The organism is Bacillus sp. UNC41MFS5 (assembly GCF_000686805.1).
Genome location: NZ_JMLP01000005.1, coordinates 149,554 through 167,386 on the forward strand (window position 1 = coordinate 149,554; position 17,833 = coordinate 167,386).

General features: G+C 39.3%; 14 protein-coding genes. 12 read left to right on the top strand and 2 right to left on the bottom strand.

The annotated features are described in order from the left end of the window. Positions 1–215: 215 nt before the first annotated feature. The 6 genes from BR30_RS0100805 to BR30_RS32490 all read left to right on the top strand — a co-directional run bounded on the left by BR30_RS0100805 (position 216) and on the right by BR30_RS32490 (position 7,998). A complete protein-coding gene (locus tag BR30_RS0100805) occupies positions 216–2,120 on the top strand; it encodes a sigma 54-interacting transcriptional regulator (protein WP_026563294.1) in 1,905 nt (634 codons plus the stop codon). Positions 2,121–2,510: 390 nt separating this feature from the next. Then, positions 2,511–3,410 carry a fumarylacetoacetate hydrolase family protein gene (locus tag BR30_RS0100815; RefSeq protein WP_026563295.1) on the top strand — a complete coding sequence of 300 codons (900 nt, stop codon included), beginning with the start codon at positions 2,511–2,513 and terminating at the stop codon, positions 3,408–3,410. 55 nt (positions 3,411–3,465) lie between these two features. Next, on the top strand, positions 3,466–3,765 hold the full coding sequence (locus tag BR30_RS0100820) for a UxaA family hydrolase (RefSeq protein ID WP_026563296.1): 300 nt from the start codon (positions 3,466–3,468) through the stop codon (positions 3,763–3,765). Continuing rightward, positions 3,758–4,927: a UxaA family hydrolase gene (locus tag BR30_RS0100825; RefSeq protein WP_026563297.1), complete on the top strand. Its 1,170-nt coding sequence runs from the start codon at positions 3,758–3,760 to the stop codon at positions 4,925–4,927. The genes BR30_RS0100820 and BR30_RS0100825 overlap by 8 nt, the downstream gene beginning before the upstream one ends. 23 nt (positions 4,928–4,950) lie before the next feature. Next, the gene (gene gucD / locus BR30_RS0100830; protein WP_026563298.1) at positions 4,951–6,417 is read left to right on the top strand and encodes an alpha-ketoglutaric semialdehyde dehydrogenase GucD; all 1,467 of its coding nucleotides are present in this window, start codon (positions 4,951–4,953) and stop codon (positions 6,415–6,417) included. 258 nt (positions 6,418–6,675) lie between these two features. After that, entirely contained in the window at positions 6,676–7,998 is a 1,323-nt protein-coding gene (locus BR30_RS32490; protein WP_035444918.1) for an MFS transporter, read from the top strand. Between the two features lie 145 nt (positions 7,999–8,143). Here the strand turns inward: BR30_RS32490 and rpsD are convergent, their stop codons facing one another. Further along, positions 8,144–8,746, bottom strand: a complete 603-nt coding sequence (gene rpsD / locus BR30_RS0100840) for a 30S ribosomal protein S4 (RefSeq protein ID WP_026563299.1) — start codon at positions 8,744–8,746, stop codon at positions 8,144–8,146. A gap of 381 nt (positions 8,747–9,127) precedes the next feature. Here rpsD and BR30_RS0100845 point away from each other — a divergent pair, with 381 nt between their 5' ends. Further along, positions 9,128–10,558: a sensor domain-containing diguanylate cyclase gene (locus BR30_RS0100845; RefSeq protein WP_026563300.1), complete on the top strand. Its 1,431-nt coding sequence runs from the start codon at positions 9,128–9,130 to the stop codon at positions 10,556–10,558. 100 nt (positions 10,559–10,658) lie between these two features. Continuing rightward, entirely contained in the window at positions 10,659–11,843 is a 1,185-nt protein-coding gene (gene megL, locus BR30_RS0100850) for a methionine gamma-lyase (protein ID WP_026563301.1), read from the top strand. A gap of 368 nt (positions 11,844–12,211) precedes the next feature. On the opposite strand, the gene BR30_RS0100855 is transcribed toward megL, so the two are convergent. Further along, the gene (locus tag BR30_RS0100855) at positions 12,212–12,694 is read right to left on the bottom strand and encodes a GAF domain-containing protein (RefSeq protein ID WP_026563302.1); all 483 of its coding nucleotides are present in this window, start codon (positions 12,692–12,694) and stop codon (positions 12,212–12,214) included. Between the two features lie 157 nt (positions 12,695–12,851). On the opposite strand from BR30_RS0100855, the gene refZ reads away from it, so the two are divergent. The 4 genes from refZ (at position 12,852) to thiI (ending at position 17,814) form a co-directional block, all read left to right on the top strand. Beyond that, positions 12,852–13,484, top strand: coding sequence for a forespore capture DNA-binding protein RefZ (gene refZ, locus BR30_RS0100860; protein ID WP_026563303.1), 633 nt, complete (start codon positions 12,852–12,854; stop codon positions 13,482–13,484). A 169-nt stretch (positions 13,485–13,653) separates the two neighbouring features. After that, positions 13,654–15,342 carry a septation ring formation regulator EzrA gene (gene ezrA / locus BR30_RS0100865; RefSeq protein ID WP_026563304.1) on the top strand — a complete coding sequence of 563 codons (1,689 nt, stop codon included), beginning with the start codon at positions 13,654–13,656 and terminating at the stop codon, positions 15,340–15,342. Between the two features lie 123 nt (positions 15,343–15,465). Continuing rightward, positions 15,466–16,608, top strand: a complete 1,143-nt coding sequence (locus BR30_RS0100870; RefSeq protein WP_026563305.1) for a cysteine desulfurase family protein — start codon at positions 15,466–15,468, stop codon at positions 16,606–16,608. Then, positions 16,609–17,814, top strand: coding sequence for a tRNA uracil 4-sulfurtransferase ThiI (thiI, locus tag BR30_RS0100875; RefSeq protein ID WP_026563306.1), 1,206 nt, complete (start codon positions 16,609–16,611; stop codon positions 17,812–17,814). It begins immediately after the preceding gene. Positions 17,815–17,833 lie beyond the last annotated feature (19 nt).

The window sequence follows — 17,833 nt, forward strand, 5'->3', positions numbered from 1 at the left end:
TAACAAAAAAACAGAATATTTTTCGTGTTTTTTTGTTAGTGGAATAAAAACATTCGGAAGCACCCAATGTGGTGCTTTTTCTTTTGCTCCAAATCAAACGAACTAAAAAAGATGTGGATCTGTGGGGAATGGTTTGATCACCTCCCTGTTTATGGGGGAGATAAAGCCGCGATTAATTTCGCAGATTATTTTAAAAAGATAGAGGTGTCTACTTAATGAACAATATACTCGTCATTGCCCCCTATGAAGCCTTAGTAGAGCAAGCCGAAAGAATGAATGAAATTTGTGATATACCCTATACTGTTATTCCGGGGAATCTCAAGGAGAATCTTGATGAAATCAGCACTTATATCAATCAAGGTGTAAAGATCCTCATCTCTCGTGGGGGAACAGCCCAAGCTTTACGAAATTCATTCGATTTACCTGTCATTGAAATACCCGTTACGTCTGTCGACATTTTAATGGCGTTAAGTAAGGCAAGTGAGCAAGGTTTTAAAAAAATCGCCTTTATCACGACGTTAAATATTTTATTTCAAGCTAAGCATTTTAATAACATTATGGACATAGATTTGCAAATCTTGCCCTGTCAAGATGCTAACGAAATACCTGCGAAGGTGAAACATCTAATTGAAGAACAGGGAATAGATGCAGTAGTGGGTGATGTAGTAGCCACACAACAAGCAATAGAGCGTGGAATTTATGGCTGTCTTTTAGAATCGGGTCCTATGTCCCTTCAAATTGCCCTTAATGAAGCCGCAACAATTTTAAAATCAATGGAAAAGGAGAAGGCTCGTTTAAAGCAGCTTGAAGCGATTCTTAATTTTACAACTGAGGCAGTACTTACAATAGATAATAACGAGAAGGTTACCGTTTATAATGCATCAGCTGAGAGAATATTTGGCGTGCCAATAAACCAGGTACTCGGGAATAAGTTAACGGAGTGCTTACCCGAAAGTCTATTGAATAAAGTTTTATCCGAACATGATGAGGAAAAAAATATCCTTCTTAAGATTAATGGAAAGAAGATTGTTTGTAACCGGATTCCTATTATCATTCATGGTAGATTCCATGGAGCAGTGGCTATTTTTCAAGAAATTGGTGAAATTCAAAATTTAGAAATGAACATCAGGACTAGGCTTAATGAAAAAGGATTAGTGGCCAAGAAATCCTTCAATGATATTCAGGGAGGTAGCCCTGAAATGCTCAAATGTATTCAACAAGCCAGACAGTATGCTAAATCTAACGGTACAGTTTTAATTTATGGTGAGACAGGGACAGGAAAAGAACTCTTTGCACAGAGCATTCATAATGAGAGTAAGCGGGTTAAGGGACCTTTTGTTTCCGTTAACTGTGCTGCATTGAGTGAAAATCTACTTGAAAGTGAACTTTTTGGATATGTCGAGGGTACTTTTACAGGGGCACTGAAAGGAGGTAAGATGGGGCTTTTTGAATTAGCCCATGGAGGTACATTATTTCTCGATGAATTAGGGGAAATATCCCTTAATTTTCAAGCGAAACTTCTAAGGGTATTGCAAGAAAAGGAGGTTCGACGTGTTGGAGGAGATCGGGTAACTCCTATCGATGTTCGGATCATCTGCGCTACAAACCGGGATCTGCGTGAAGAAGTTCGATTGGGGCGTTTTCGTGAAGATCTTTATTACCGGCTGAGTGTATTGGAGTTACAATTAATGCCACTCAGGCAGCGAAAAGACGACATCGTCCCTATGGCTATATCCTTTTTCAAGAGCGAATGTATAAAAGAGCAAAAGGTTTTGTTTTTGCCGCTGGATCTAATTTTTGATTGTCTAAAAAGTTACGATTGGTTTGGTAATGCGCGGGAATTGCAAAACTTCATCGAAAGGTTAGTCATTAGTACTGAGGAGGGTGAAGAGTTAACAGAGTACAAGATTTGTGAGCTGTTGGCTGAGAAGAAAGGGAAACTTTACGACAGAGGGGGACAAAATCAAGACGAGTTACAGGTCACCATTTCAAATCGATTTGAGGACATGGAAAATCAGCTCTGGAAGCAGCTTCTTGAGCGTTATCATGGAAACAAGGATAGACTTTGCAAGGATTTTGGAATAAGTAAAACTACCCTTTGGCGTAAGTTGAGAGACTAGTTAGATTAACGAAAAGATTTATAGAAGAATAGAAAAAAAGAAACAATTTTTTTTACAAGGGAGGTCATGCAGACCCCTTGTTTTTTTATACTTTAAATTAGTCTTTAATCTTTCATATTTGAAATATGAATTTCAAATATGAAAGATTTGAAGTGAATAAGCAATTAAATTAAATAGTTTCTTGTTCTTTAATGAATAGGAGTTATTTTTGTTAGAACATGACAAACCTTGATTTGATAGGTAGTTTGGTGTTTATTTTTTTGAAAAATGAATTCATCTTTCATTTTGGCACGAAATTTGCATTTAAAGTTAGTGAGAACGCAAGAAAAATTTAATTGGGAGTGAAACAACCATTTTAACGCTGTAATTAATATTTAAAAGGAGGACTATATGCGTATTATTTCTTATTTAAATGAAAATTCAGTTTCAGTTCTTGCTGCTTTAACAAATGAGGGGCTTATCTATCCACTGCCGCAAAAAGACTTCTTTGAGTTAGCTCAGCAAGCAAAAGATCAAGATACTTCTCTTCTTCACTTTGTTGAAAACGCTATCTCAACCTTAGATCCACTATCACAATCTCTAGAAAAACTATCATTGCTCGTTCCGATTGAAGCTCCTGAAGTGTGGGCGGCTGGTGTTACATATGAAAGAAGCAGGGACGCCAGAAACTTCGAATCTATTGATGGTATAAACGGTTTAACCACTGTCTATGACAAGGTATATGATGCCAAACGTCCTGAAATTTTTCTTAAATCCACAGCCGCAAGGACAGTGGGTCCAAATGATAAGCTATATCTTCGAAGTGATTCTAAGTGGCAAATCCCTGAGCCGGAATTAGGGCTTGTCATTAATAGCGAGGGAGAAATTTTAGGTTATACCATTGGAAATGACCTCAGCTGCCGTGATATTGAGGGGGAAAACCCGCTTTATTTACCCCAGGCAAAAATCTGGAGAAATTCTTGTTCTATTGGTCCAGCCATTCTTCTATCTGAAGCGGTTCTAGATCCTTATCAATTTGAAATTACCTGCAGAATCTATCGGAACGGCGAAAAAGTGGTGGAAGGGAGCGCTAATACCCGCCAGTTAAAGCGGAAATTTGATGAGCTTGTTTCATATCTCCTTAAAGATAATCTGATTTTTAACGGCACTGTTTTATTGACAGGCACATGTATTGTTCCCCCAAATGAATTTACGTTAGCAGATGGAGACCAAATAGAAATTGACATATCTGATATTGGGGTTTTACAAAATACTGTCTATCTTGCAAAAAATGTTGTACACAATTTGTAACCCATTCACTAACTATTTTTAAAAGAAGACCAATATAAAGCAGGGGAGATTTAAGATGAGTACAGCTTTTAAAACGGTGATGATGAAGCCGAATGATAAAGTGGCTGTGGCTTTAGAGGGTATTCCAGCAGGCAGTCATGTCAAGGTCACATGCCAGGGGAACAGCTTTGACGTTGAATTAAAGGAAAAAATTGAATTCGGGCATAAGTTCGCTGTCAAGTCGATCTCCAAGGGGGAGGATATTCTTAAATATGGTGAAGTGATTGGTTCAGCCACTACAAAGATTGATATTGGTGAACATGTTCATATTCACAATCTGGAAGGAAAAAGAGGACGGGGGGATAAAGTTGAATAGTGGAAAGAAGTTTTGGGGATATAGGCGCCCAAACGGTCAGGTAGGGGTAAGAAACCACGTGTTAATCTTGCCTACGATTACTTGTGCAACCCAGGCAGCAAAACAAATTACCGAATTAGTGCAAGGTACGGTCTCTTTTATACATCAGCATGGATGTGCACAGGTAGGTGTAGATTATGATCAAACATTCCGTACTTATGTAGGAATGGGGGCCAATCCAAATGTTTATGGCGTGGTAGTTCTAGGGCTAGGCTGCGAAACCCATCAAGCACGCAGTGTTGCAGGAGAGATAGCCAAGACAGGAAAGCCGGTTGAAGTGGTTTCCATTCAGGACCACAATGGAACACTTGGTGCCATCGCTGAAGGATCTAGAATAGCAGTGAAAATGGTACAGGATGCTTCCGCTCAATTGAAGGAACTCTGTGATTTCAATGAGCTCATTATCGGGACCGAGTGCGGCGGTTCGGATGCATGTTCCGGCCTATCAGCCAATCCAGCAGTAGGGGTCGTTAGCGATATGCTGGTTGATCACGGAGGGACTGCGATTTTAGCCGAAACGACAGAACTAATTGGTGCTGAACATTTATTGGCACAACGTGCAGTTGATGACAGGACAGCCAAGCGAGTATATGAAGTAATCGGTGCTATGGAAAATCGGGCTATCATGATGGGAGTAGATATCCGTACAGGGAATCCAAGCCCTGGAAATATCAAGGGAGGGTTGAGTTCTCTCGAAGAAAAATCGTTAGGTGCTTCCAATAAGTCTGGCAGCAGCCCTTTACAAGAAGTAATCGATTATGCACAAGTCCCATCCAAAAAAGGTCTAGTTTGGATGGATACACCGGGACATGATATTGAACAGCTAACGGGGATGGTGGCTGGTGGAGCCCAAATCGTTTTGTTTACTACAGGAAGAGGTACACCTACTGGATCACCTATTGCTCCTGTTATAAAAATTGCAACCAACACTGGAATTTTTGAAAGTATGGGAGATAACATCGATTTGAATGCCGGAACGATTATCGAAGGCATTGAATCAATTGAGTCGGTTGGCCAGCATATTTTTGATGAAATTGAGCTTGTTGCTTCTGGAAAGCTGACGAAGGCAGAAATTCTGAAGCAGTATGATTTTGGTATTTGGCGCATTGGCCCTACATTTTAGGAATATGGAAAGGAGTTTTAATCATGACCACTTCAGTTCAGGTAAAAACCCATCTTAACTATATTAACGGTGAATGGGTATCATCCCTCAGAAATAAAGTCGGCGCAGCCATTAATCCTGCCAATAAAAATGAAATCGTCGGCTACGTACAGTGCTCGACAAGGGAAGATGTTGACATGGCTGTGGCTGCATCCAAGAGAGCGCAAAAAGAGTGGCGCCGTCTTTCAGGAGCAGAACGAGGTGATTATCTCTATAAAATAGCAAATAGTCTGGAAAGGCGGCTTGAAGAGGTTGCCGAAACGATGACAAGAGAGATGGGTAAAACGTTCCCTGAAGCAAAAGGTGAGACAATTCGTGGGATTGCAATCCTCCGTTACTATGCTGGTGAGGGGATGCGCAAAGCGGGTGATGTGATTCCATCCACTGACAGCAAGGCGTTAATGTTTACGACACGCGTTCCGCTTGGAGTCATCGGTGTAATTTCCCCTTGGAATTTTCCGGTAGCCATCCCAATCTGGAAGATGGCCCCTGCCTTGATTTATGGGAATACCATTGTGTTTAAACCGGCACAGGAAGCAGCTGTTACAGCAGCTAAGATTATGGAATGTATGCATGAGGCCGGCATCCCGGCAGGTGTAGTCAATATGGTTACCGGGGCTGGATCAGAAGTCGGCACAGCAATCGTTAACCATTCAGACGTAAACGGCATTACGTTTACAGGCTCCAATGCCACTGGGAAACAAATTGGTCAGGCAGCTCTTGCCCGCGGAGCAAAATATCAGCTGGAAATGGGCGGGAAAAATCCTGTCATTATTACAGCAGATGCGGATTTAAATCTGGCGGTAGAAGGAACAATTAACGGCGGCCTTCGTTCGACTGGACAAAAATGTACTGCTACAAGCCGGGTATTCGTTCAGGCAGAGGTATACGATGCATTTAAAGAGAAGCTGCTTGAACAGGTCAAAGAAATTACAATTGGAAACGGCATGGAAGGCAACTCATGGATGGGACCATGTGCCAGTGAGAATCAGATGAAAACCGTTCTCTCTTATATTGAAAAAGGGAAAGCAGAGGGTGCAAGATTGATATACGGCGGTGAACGGTACACGGAGAACGGAGGCGAAAACGGCTTTTTTGTCCAGCCGGCCATATTTGAAGAGGTTACAAATGGAATGGTCATTGCCCAGGAGGAGATCTTTGGTCCGGTGCTGGCACTTATTAAAGTGGAATCAATTGAAGAAGCGTTAACACAGGCTAATGATGTCGAGTACGGGCTTAGTGCCTCCATTTATACAAAAGACATCGGCACCATGATGTCGTTTATCAACGACATCGATGCCGGACTTGTACGGATTAATGCGGAAACTGCGGGTGTTGAATTACAGGCACCATTCGGCGGCATGAAACAGTCCAGCTCGCACTCCCGTGAGCAGGGTCAGGCTGCGGTCGAATTCTTTACTGCAATTAAAACAGTATTTGTAAAAGCATAGAAAGATAGATTCCATTAAACCCCTAAAATCTTCTTAGATTTTAGGGGGACGGCATTAAGTTAAAAAGGTTCATTTATTAATTTTGAGATTGTGTTTAAATGATTAGAAATAAAGCAGAAAATGGTAAGACTCAGAATTTTATCCTCTATAGACTTTGCACGATGGCAATCTATCAATTGATTAACCAAGGAATGCCTAAAATTGTTATAATATTCTTAATTTAATTTGGAAGCGATTTCTATTATAGGAGGTTTTATAATGAGAGAAATAAATCAAAAAAGAACGAAAGTTCGATGGAAGATTGCCATCTTCATGTGGGCAGCCATAGCCATTAATTATTTGGACCGTACAGTCCTGTCAGCTACCACCCCCACGATCATGAAGGAATTTGGACTAAATGCGGCACAAATGGGGATTGTCATGTCAGCTTTCTTTTGGACCTATGCGTTATTTCAGATTCCTGCTGGTTGGCTGGCCGATAAAGTTGGACAACGATTCTCTCTTGCTTTAAGCGTTGCCTGGTGGTCCATTGCCACCGCATTGACAGCTGTTAGCCAAGGAATGAAATCCCTCCTCATTTTTCGTACCCTATTAGGAATGGGGGAGGCAGGAGCATATCCAAGCAATGCTGGCGTGACAGCAAAATGGTTCCCTGATCGAGAACGGACAAGAGTTTCTGCTATTTTCGACAGCGGTTCTAAAGTGGGTACGGCGCTAGCGATGCCCTTTGTTGTTTGGTTAATGACTGCCTTTGGCTGGCAAGTTCCATTTATCGTATCTGGTCTGTTAGGATTGGTTTGGGTAGCCATTTGGTGGGCTTATTATCGTGATCCGGAAAAGCATATGTATGTAAACAAAGAAGAACTAACCTATATTCGTGATGGACAGGCCAAAAAGGATGGCCTTGAAAATACCCAGCCGATGAAATGGTATCAACTTCTTAAATACCGTAATATTTTAGCAATGTGTGTAGGGTTTTTCATGTTAAACTATGCCATTTATTTCTTTATCACTTGGTTCCCAACGTATCTTGTACAAGAACGAGGCTTCCAATTGATGAAAATGGGTTGGGTATCCATGATTCCTCCACTCTTTGGTCTAGTTGCTGAACTTTTAGCGGGCTGGTTTTCCGACCATCTTTATTCTAAAGGCTATTCCTTAACCTTTGTTCGTAAATTGAACCTAGGTGGAGGTATGTTATTAGCAACCTCGATTGCTTTTGCGGGGCTGGTTAATTCAGCTGTTCTTTCCATCGCTTTACTATCGATTTCCTATGCGGGTTTAACGACTGCTGCTTGTGCTATTTGGTCACTTCCTGGAGACGTAGCCCCTGTAAATATGACTTCAGTTGTTGGAGGACTTCAAAACTGTGTGTCAAATATGGGTGGCATTTTGGGTCCGATTGTAACCGGTTTTATAATTTCTACTACCCACTCATTTACCCCTGCACTTATAGTGTCAGGAACTGCCACCTTAATCGGTGCCTTAACCTATCTCTTTTGGCTTGGCAAAATTGAACCTATTGTTCCTAAAACAAGCAGTAATCTAGGAAAAATAGATAACCATTCTATAAACATTTAAGAATCATAAAAGCTTATTAAAAGTTGAAAATAGAGGTTTTCATGTCCACGAATACTTAAAAATAACATAAATAAAAAACCCTAGAAACTGCGTTAAAATCAACGCTTCTAGGGTTTTTGTGATTGCTATTTAATAAGCAAATCAATTAACGTGAGTAGAATTCAACGATAAGAGCTTCGTTAATTTCAGCTGGTAATTCAGAACGCTCAGGTAAGCGAGTGAAAGTACCTTCTAATTTGTCAGCATCAAAAGTTAAGAAGTCAGGAACAAAGTTGTTAACTTCGATTGCTTCTTTGATCACATCAAGGTTACGTGATTTTTCACGAACACTGATTGTTTGACCAGGAGTTACGCGGAATGATGGGATATCAACGCGTGAACCATTAACTAAGATGTGGCCGTGGTTAACTAATTGACGTGCTCCACGACGAGTACGAGCTAAACCTAAACGGTATACAACGTTGTCAAGACGTGATTCAAGAAGAACCATGAAGTTTTCACCGTGGATACCAGCTAATTTGCCAGCTTTATCAAAAAGATTACGGAATTGACGCTCAGTTACTCCATACATATGACGAAGCTTTTGCTTCTCTTGTAATTGTAATCCGTATTCAGAAAGCTTTTTGCGTTGGTTTGGACCATGTTGTCCAGGAGCGTAAGGACGCTTTTCTAATTCTTTACCTGTGCCGCTTAGAGAGATTCCAAGACGACGGGAAATTTTCCAGCTAGAGCCAGTATAACGAGCCATGAATGACTCCTCCTTCGTGTTTTTATTTTGGTAAAATAAAAACCGTTATGAGACTCTTTGACAGCCATTTTATTTTCATGCACCTTCGCCCTTGCAGCTAAGGGTTACGAGATACACCATCATTTAAATATGAGGAATAAAATGAGACTATTCAAAGTGAACACAATAGGCTGCAATATTTTACACAAAAAGTATTATATAATTTTTATTCCAACAAAGTCAAGAATATTTTTTTAGAAGGGTGTACAGAAGAATTTTGTAAGAAATATTATTTTAATAAAAGTTAATAATTTATACAAATAAATATCGCCAAAGTGTCTGAACATTAACTATAATTAAGGGACGATGTATATATCTGGAATTAGATCGGGTGAAACCTAAATGGATATTCTCGAGTGTGATTTACAATGGAAAATAAAAAGATACAAACAATTAATAGAGATTACAGAAGCACTTCATGCATCCCTGGATGTAGAGAACCTTTTGGGTGAATTATGTGTTACTTTGAAAGAATTATATCCTGACTCCTCCTTTTCCTTATTGCTTTCACAGGATACATATAGTCATAATGAACTTCCGATTATTGAACTTGAATATGATAGTGAAAATATTGCAGCTATCAAAGCTTATGGATCAGGAGAACTTCAATTTGAGTATTCTGCTCCTGGTGACCATGCGATTATTTATGTACCCCTAAAAGGGAAACAAGTAGCCTATGGTGTCTTGCAGGTAGTGGCAGCAACAGCGGCTGAATTCCATGAGTTTGAGGTAGAGTTTCTTAAGTTACTGGCGAGTGCTGCAGGCAGTTCCTTGGAAAATGCCTATCTTTATCAACAATCAAAGCAGGAAATCTCCAATTTGCAATTAATCAACGAAACTTCGCATTGCTTAAATTCCAACTTGCGATTAGTTGATACGATGACATATATGTCAGAACAAATCATCTCATCCATTGATGCACAAGAAGTTGGATTTTTCTTATTCACAAACGAACATGCTAAGATAAAAATACTCCCAGGCTCAACACCCTACTTTTACACACCACAAGCCAAAATTTATATTGATTATTTAAAGGGAAAAATTGAACGAGAAAAAAATCCTTTATTTATTGGAGATTTCAACCTCCAAAACATAAAAAATACACCCAGATTTCATTCGATTCTTGCGATTCCAATGATTCATAGCGAAAAATTAAAAGGTTTTTCCATTGTAATGCACCAAAAGCCCTATTTCTTTTCTTTTGATACTTTTAAACTCCTTCAGTCTCTTATCCATCATTCATCTCTTGCACTTACGAATTCTATGCTGAGAGAAGAGTTAGAGCATATGATTATTACCGATCACCTAACAAAGCTCTATTCACGTAAATTTTTGGATGAAAGAATTCAGGGGTCATTGAAAGAGTCCGGAGAGGGTACTTTTATACTGCTCGATATTGATAATTTTAAAGAAATAAATGATACATATGGTCATCAGGTAGGAGATCAAGTCATAGTACAGGTTGCAAACCTGATAAAAACCAATATTCGTGGAGAAGATATCGGTGCCCGCTGGGGTGGAGAAGAGTTGGCCCTTTATCTTCCGGGGGTCCCATTAGACAAAGGAGCGGCTGTAGCTGAAAGATTAGTGAAAAAAATAGCCGAATCCTCTGAGCCGCATATTACGGTGTCTTGTGGTGTTTCTTATTGGAATAAGGAACAGGTCGATGCCTACAACTACTTATTTAAACGGGCAGATGAAGCACTGTATATTGCAAAGGGGACTGGAAAGAACAAGGTTGTCATTCAAGCGCAAAATATAAGAGTTTGTTAGGGAAGGGCACTCATATTTAAGAGTGCCCTAACGATATTTACATAACAGACATATTATAAATTAATAAAATGTAAACGTTTTCAAACAGGAGGAATCTAAAATGGGGAAAAAGAAATCACGGTTTGAAACGGAAGTTATTCATTCAGGCTACAAGGCGGATGAACATCAAGACAGTTTAGTTCCCCCGTTATATCAAACATCCACCTTCACTTTTGCAAACGCCGAACAAGGGGAAAGAAGGTTTGCTGGTCAAGAAGAGGGATTTATTTATTCACGCTTGGGGAATCCAACGGTGAAAATATTGGAAGACAGGATTGCGGTTCTTGAACAAGGTGAAGCGGGCTTAGCATTTTCGTCTGGAATGGCGGCCGTCAGTGCAGTGTTAGTGGCCTTAACAAAGACTGGGGATCATATTCTTTGTTCACAAGGGGTATATGGTTGTACATTTGGATTGTTAGAGTTATTAAAAGAGAAATATGGTATCGACCACGACTTTTCGTTAATGAACTCGGCGGATTTATTAGAACAAGAACTCCGTCCAAACACCACATGTATCTATATTGAAACGCCGATAAATCCTACAATGAAGTTGGTAGATTTAGGACTAGTGGCGAAAATGGCGAATGAAAAAGGGATTCCTGTTGTTGTTGATAACACATTTTGTTCCCCCTATATTCAAACTCCTCTAACACTAGGGTGCGATGTTGTCATTCATAGTGCAACCAAATATATCTGCGGACATGGAGACGTCATTGCGGGGCTTGTCATTGGGAAGAAGGATTTTATTAGACAGGTCTCAAAGTCGACCCAAAAAGACATCGGTGGGATTATCTCACCTTTTGATGCTTGGCTTTTATTAAGAGGGCTGAAAACACTGCCATTACGCATGGACCGTCACTGTGAAAATGCCAGTAAATTGTTTCGATTTTTGAAAGACCATCCGAAAATCGAAACAGTTTATTTTCCTGGCGATCCAGAACATCAAGATTTTTCTATCGCTAAGAAACAAATGAAACAACCTGGTGGGCTTATATCTTTTACGATAAGAGGAACAAAGGAAACAGCGCAACAGTTGATGAATCAGCTGCAATTAATAAAAATTGCTGTTAGTCTCGGTGATGCCGAGACATTGATCCAACATCCTGCAACGATGACCCATGCCGTGGTACCAGAGGAAGAACGAAGAAAAATGGGCTTTGATGATACCTTACTGCGGCTATCTGTTGGCCTAGAAGCATGGGAGGATCTTCAAGAAGACCTCGAACAAGCGCTGGATAAGATTTAATAGAAAGAGTACAAAGGAAATTTTTTTAAGAGGTGCTTTTCTTAAAATACGATGTCTTGTTTTTAATTGAGTAACCAGCAAAAGTAAAATAAGCGGAAATTTTCCGGTTAAATGCAAAATGGAGCTCGTTTCGGGTTAAATAAGGGGAGGTTTTCCGTTTATGCAAAGCAAAATCACCCATTTTCGAATTTTTCGAGTTAATAGGCGGAATTTCTCCGTCTATTTATCAGTTCGGGTGATTAACCTGATCCCCCAACCGATAAGTAAAGAAAAAGACGTATGCCAATTCATACGTCAATTCTTGTATCTTTTAATTAAGAAAGCACCCGAAAACGGAACCCTTTAGGAAACTTCCTCTGTGCTCTTTTCTATATATGTTCAACCAGCACAGCCACAAACTCTTCTAGTTTTTGTTGATCTAACTCATCAAAGCGGTTCTTTTCAGGTGAATCAATATCAAGAACACCAAAAAGCTCTCCATCCTTTATTAACGGAACGACAATTTCTGATTGGGAAGCGGCATCACAGGCAATGTGACCTGGAAACAAATGAACGTCAGCCACTAGAACCGTTTCCTGTTTCAAGGCAGCCGTTCCGCAAACACCTTTACCAACCGGAATTCTGACACATGCAGGAAGACCTTGAAATGGTCCCAGTACAAGCTGTTGGTTTTTATCCATTAAATAAAATCCAACCCAATTAATTCGATCAAGAAATTGGTTCAGCAGGGCACTTGCATTGCTGAGATTGGCGATTTGATTGTCCTCATCATGAATGAGAGCATGCAACTGCTTTATGACAAGATTATAATTTTCTTCGCGGCTCCCTGAATACATTTCGACGTTAAACATGATATTTCCCCTTTGTTTCAACAATTTAATATAAGTATTTTATCAAATTTACAGGAATATAAGCAGACTTTGTCGATATTTTTATAAAGGAATCTGTCGTGTAACAAAGAATGTTTAAGTAAGGGGATTATCGGGTATTCCAGAAAGGGGCCATTATATGAAGAAAAATGCTAAAGAGGCAATAGTAAAGGCTGCTATCACATTGTTTAAGTCCAATGGTTACACAGGAACGTCCATAAGGGATATCGCCCATCTGGCTAACGTAAATACGGCAACGATTGCCTACCATTTTGAAAATAAACCAGGTCTATTAGAATATTGCTTTACGCAATTTTTTGAACAATATATTAGTAAGATGGAAGAAGCCTATGCATCCATTGAAAGGGGAGCAAAGGAATGTTTAAAACGAATTGTCGCGGATTTATTACACTATCAATGTGAAAATAGTAAATTGGCTAGTTTGGTCTACCGAGAAATGTCGATGGACTCGCAAATAGTAAGAGAGATTATGTCAACATACCTACTTAAAGAAAAATACTATTTTCAATTAATCTTTGAAAGAGGTTTTGAATGGAATGAATTCCGCCCGCATTCAATTCCTTATTTAATCATCCAATTAAAAGGATTACTCATGATGCCATTTATGAATACTCACTATATGAGGGAAGTCTTGTACGTATTTCCTAATGAACCATTTTTTGAGCAGAAATATTTAAAGGATATTAATTCGTGGATTGAAAAAACTTTATGCTCAGATGTGCCAATGAAAATGGGGGCAGTCGTCAAATAGCGGCAATCGCTATTTTTTTTTATTTTACAAAAAAAATGAAATTAATAGTCAAAAAATGTCGTTTACATGGTATCATAATAGCATTGAACAGAACATTAAAAGATTCATTTAAAATAGATGTACGATAACGCATTTGGAACGAATGTTTTTGGAAATAGGGGGCTTACTTGTGAAATTTTTCATTGGATTTTTTATCCTAATACTGGCCTTATTCGTAGTAGGGTATCTAATTAAGAAAAAGTACTTTAAGGAAATGGATCGATTGGAAGCTTGGAAAATCGATTTAATGAATCGTCCAGTACTGGATGAAATGTCAAAGGTTAAGCTGCTTAATATGACAGGTCAAACTGAAGAGCTTTTCGAACGTTGGCGAAATCAGTGGGACGAGGTTGTTACGGTGCAACTTCCTAATTTAGAAGAAATGCTTTTTGATGCAGAAGAGTACATAGATCGGTATCGTTTTAAAAAAGCCAAAGGTGTCCAACTTGCCATTGCCGGGAAGTTACAAGAAACAGAGGATCAGATAAAAAGTATTTTAGAAGAGTTACATGAACTGGTTGGCAGCGAGGAAAAGAACCGTGTTGGAATTGAGGAATTAAAAGAGCAGTATCGAGAATCAAAGAAAAGGCTGCTTGCCCACCGCCACAGTTTTGGCAGTTCAGAAAAGTCTTTAGAAGAACTGCTTAATGGCGTATCGCAAAAATTTCAGGAATTTGATGATAAAACGGAACATGGTAATTATCTTGAAGCCCGTGAAGTCGTTTTGGCGATTCAAAGTCAGCTGGGAACGATTAAGAAAGATATGGACTTAATCCCGCAGTTATTAATTGAATGCCAATCGCTTCTTCCGAATCAGCTATCCGATATCCTTGAAGGGTACCGTGAAATGTCTGGCCAAGAATATTACTTAGAACATATCAACGTGGATGAAGAGCTAAAACGCTTAGAGGAAAAGCTATCTGAGAATTTAGTACTCATCGAAGCGACGAAGATTGACGAGGCAGTGGAAGGAGTAACAGAAGTAAAGGAAAGAATCGATATCCTTTTCGATCTATTGGAAAAAGAAGTTCACGCAAAGCATTTTGTCTTAAAAAATGAACAAATTGCAAGTGATCTTCTCCTATCCGCCCATGAAGAAAATAGCCAACTATCAAGTGAATTCCTTCATGTTCAAGAAAGTTATCAGGTGTCCGATAGTGATTTTGAAACACAGCGTCATCTGGAAAAGGAACTTTCCACTGTCTATAAACATTTTGAAATCCTAATAGAAAAAGTAAAATTAAACGAAATCGCACAAAGCGTCATAAGCGAAGAGTTGGCTCAGATTAAAGAACAGCTGGATATTATCCGTGAGGGACAGCAAGATTTTGCTTTAAAACTCCAAGCCCTTAGGAAAGATGAATTTGAAGCAAGAGAAAAGCTAAAAGAACTTACTAAAAAGGTGGGCGAGACCGTTCGTCTCGTGACGAAAAGCAACGTCCCAGGCTTACCAGAGGATTATAAGTATTTATTTGAGGATACAAATGAGAGTATTCAAAATGTGAAATATCAACTTGAAGAAAAACCGCTTAATATTTCCGCTCTGAATCAGTATTTAGAAATTGCTGTTTTAACAGTGGATAAACTTACTAATTCAACGATTGAGCTATTAGAAAATGTGATGCTTGCCGAAAAAGCCATTCAATATGGGAATCGATATAAGAGCAAATTCCCAGAAGTTGCTAAAGGCTTAACAGAAGCAGAAATCGCATTTAGGCACTATGAATACCAAGAGGCTCTAGAACAAGCGGCAGCAACACTAGATGTTATTGATCCAGATGCATTGAAAAAAATAAAAGCCTCATTTGTCAGTAAATAAATAATTAGAAACCGATCAGTGCACTCTTTGGCTGAATCGGTTTTTTGTTTTTCCTTTTATATATCTTTATGATAAGATTTATTTTTGTAAGTGTAATGGTTCGGAAGTTCGGAGGAGAAAAAAATGATTTATTTAGATAATAGTGCAACGACAAAACCGTTTAAAGAAGTGTTAGATTCTTTTGTTACGGTGTCTAGTGAATATTATGGGAACCCGTCCTCACTACACAATATGGGTGCACAAGCAGAAAAGTTGTTATCCCAGGCACGGGAACAAGTGAGCAAGCTCCTAAAGGTGAAGCCCTCCGAAATTTATTTTACCTCAGGTGGCACTGAAGGAAATAATTTGGCAATAAAAGGGACTGCACTATTGCATAAAAATAAAGGACGCCACTTGATTACATCAAGTGTAGAGCATCCATCCGTTCGATCTGCGATGGAACAGCTTGAACATGAGGGTTTCGAGATCACCTACCTGCCTGTTGACCAGTATGGAAGAATTAGTGTCGCTGATCTTGAAAGCGCGATTAGGAAAGATACCATTTTAATTTCGATTATGCATGTGAATAATGAAGTGGGAACAGTTCAGCCGATAGAAGAAATTGGTGACCTATTAAAAAAACATCCTACGATTTTATTTCATGTTGATGCTGTTCAAAGTATTGGGAAACTTCCCCTTACACTAAATGAAAGTAGAGTGGATTTCTGCTCGATTTCCGGCCATAAATTTCATGGTTTAAAGGGTACCGGTGCCCTTTATATTCGTGAAGGTACAAGACTTGCTCCATTATTTTCTGGAGGGAATCAGGAACGGAAACTCCGTAGTGGTACTGAAAATGTGGCAGGTGCTGTTGCGATGGCAAAAGCACTTAGAATGACCTTAACGAAAGCTGAAACAGGGTTAGCAAGAATGAAGAAGATCCAAAGCATGCTCAGGAGCGGATTAACTGAAATAGAAGGTGTTCAAATTCATACGCCTCATGAAAATGCGGCCCCACATATCATAAATTTTTCACTAAAAGGAATTAAGTCTGAGGTATTTATACACTCGCTTGAGCAGAAAGGCATCTTTGTTTCAACAACAAGTGCTTGTTCCTCAAAAAAGAAATCGCCAAGTAAGACGCTTCTAGAAATGGGTGTTCCGGAGACATTGGCCGAAAGTGCCATCAGAATAAGCCTTTCCGTTGAAAATAGTATAGTAGAAGCAATTACGGCTTTAGAGGTCTTCAAAGAATCTGCAAACCAATTAAGGAAGGTAATGAAATAAATGGAATATGAACGAATACTAATACGCTATGGTGAAATTTCAACAAAAGGCAGAAATCGCAATAAATTTGTTGATAAGTTAAAAAAAAGTGTAAGAATCGCACTCGCTCCTTTTCCGAACGTGAAAGTGGAAGCGAGTCGTGACCGGATGTATGTCTTATTAAATGGTGAAAACTGCGCAGAAGTTATTGATAAATTGAAGAATATTTTTGGAATCCAGTCTTTTAGCCCTGCGATAAAGGTAGAAAGAGGTTTAGAGGCATTAAAGCAGACCTCGCTAGAATTAGTTCGTTCCCTATATAGGGATGGACAGACCTTTAAGATTACACCCAAAAGATCGGATAAATCGTTTGAGTTGGATACAGATGGAATCAATCATACCATCGGCGGCTATTTACTGCAGAATATATCGGGGTTGAAAGTGAATGTGAAAAATCCTGATATTAATTTACGGATTGAAGTCAGAAAGGAAGCCATTTATCTTTCCTGTGAAACCATTCAAGGTGCTGGCGGGCTTCCGGTTGGGTCAAGCGGCAAAGCCATGCTCATGCTTTCAGGCGGGATTGACAGCCCTGTGGCAGGTTATATGGCAATGAAAAGGGGAGTAGAAGTGGAAGCAGTCCATTTTTTCAGCCCGCCATTTACGAGTGAAAGAGCAAAAGAAAAGGTCATTGACCTTTCACAAAAACTAGCTGAAATTTATGGTTCGTTGACATTGCATATTGTCCCGTTTACAAATATTCAGCAAACGATTCGTGAACAAATCCCAGAAAATTACTCGATGACATCAACAAGAAGAATGATGCTGCGAATTACAGATGAAATCCGGAAAAAACATGAAGGTTTGGCAATTATTACTGGTGAAAGTCTCGGACAGGTTGCGAGCCAGACATTAGAAAGTATGTTAGCGATCAATGAGGTAACGAGTACGCCTATTTTGCGGCCATTGATTACAATGGACAAAACGGATATCATAAAAATTGCGCAAGAAATTGATACACTTGAAATCTCAAACAGACCTTTTGAGGATTGCTGTACCATCTTTGTACCTGCATCTCCAAAAACAAAGCCAAAAAGGGAAAAGGTTCAGCACTTTGAAAGTTTCTTTGATTTTGAACCTCTAATCAATGAAGCAGTGCAGAAGACAGAAAGAATTGTTATCAGGCCGGATCACAAACAGCTCTCCGAATTTAGCGAATTATTTTAAAAAGGTAAAATTCGAACAA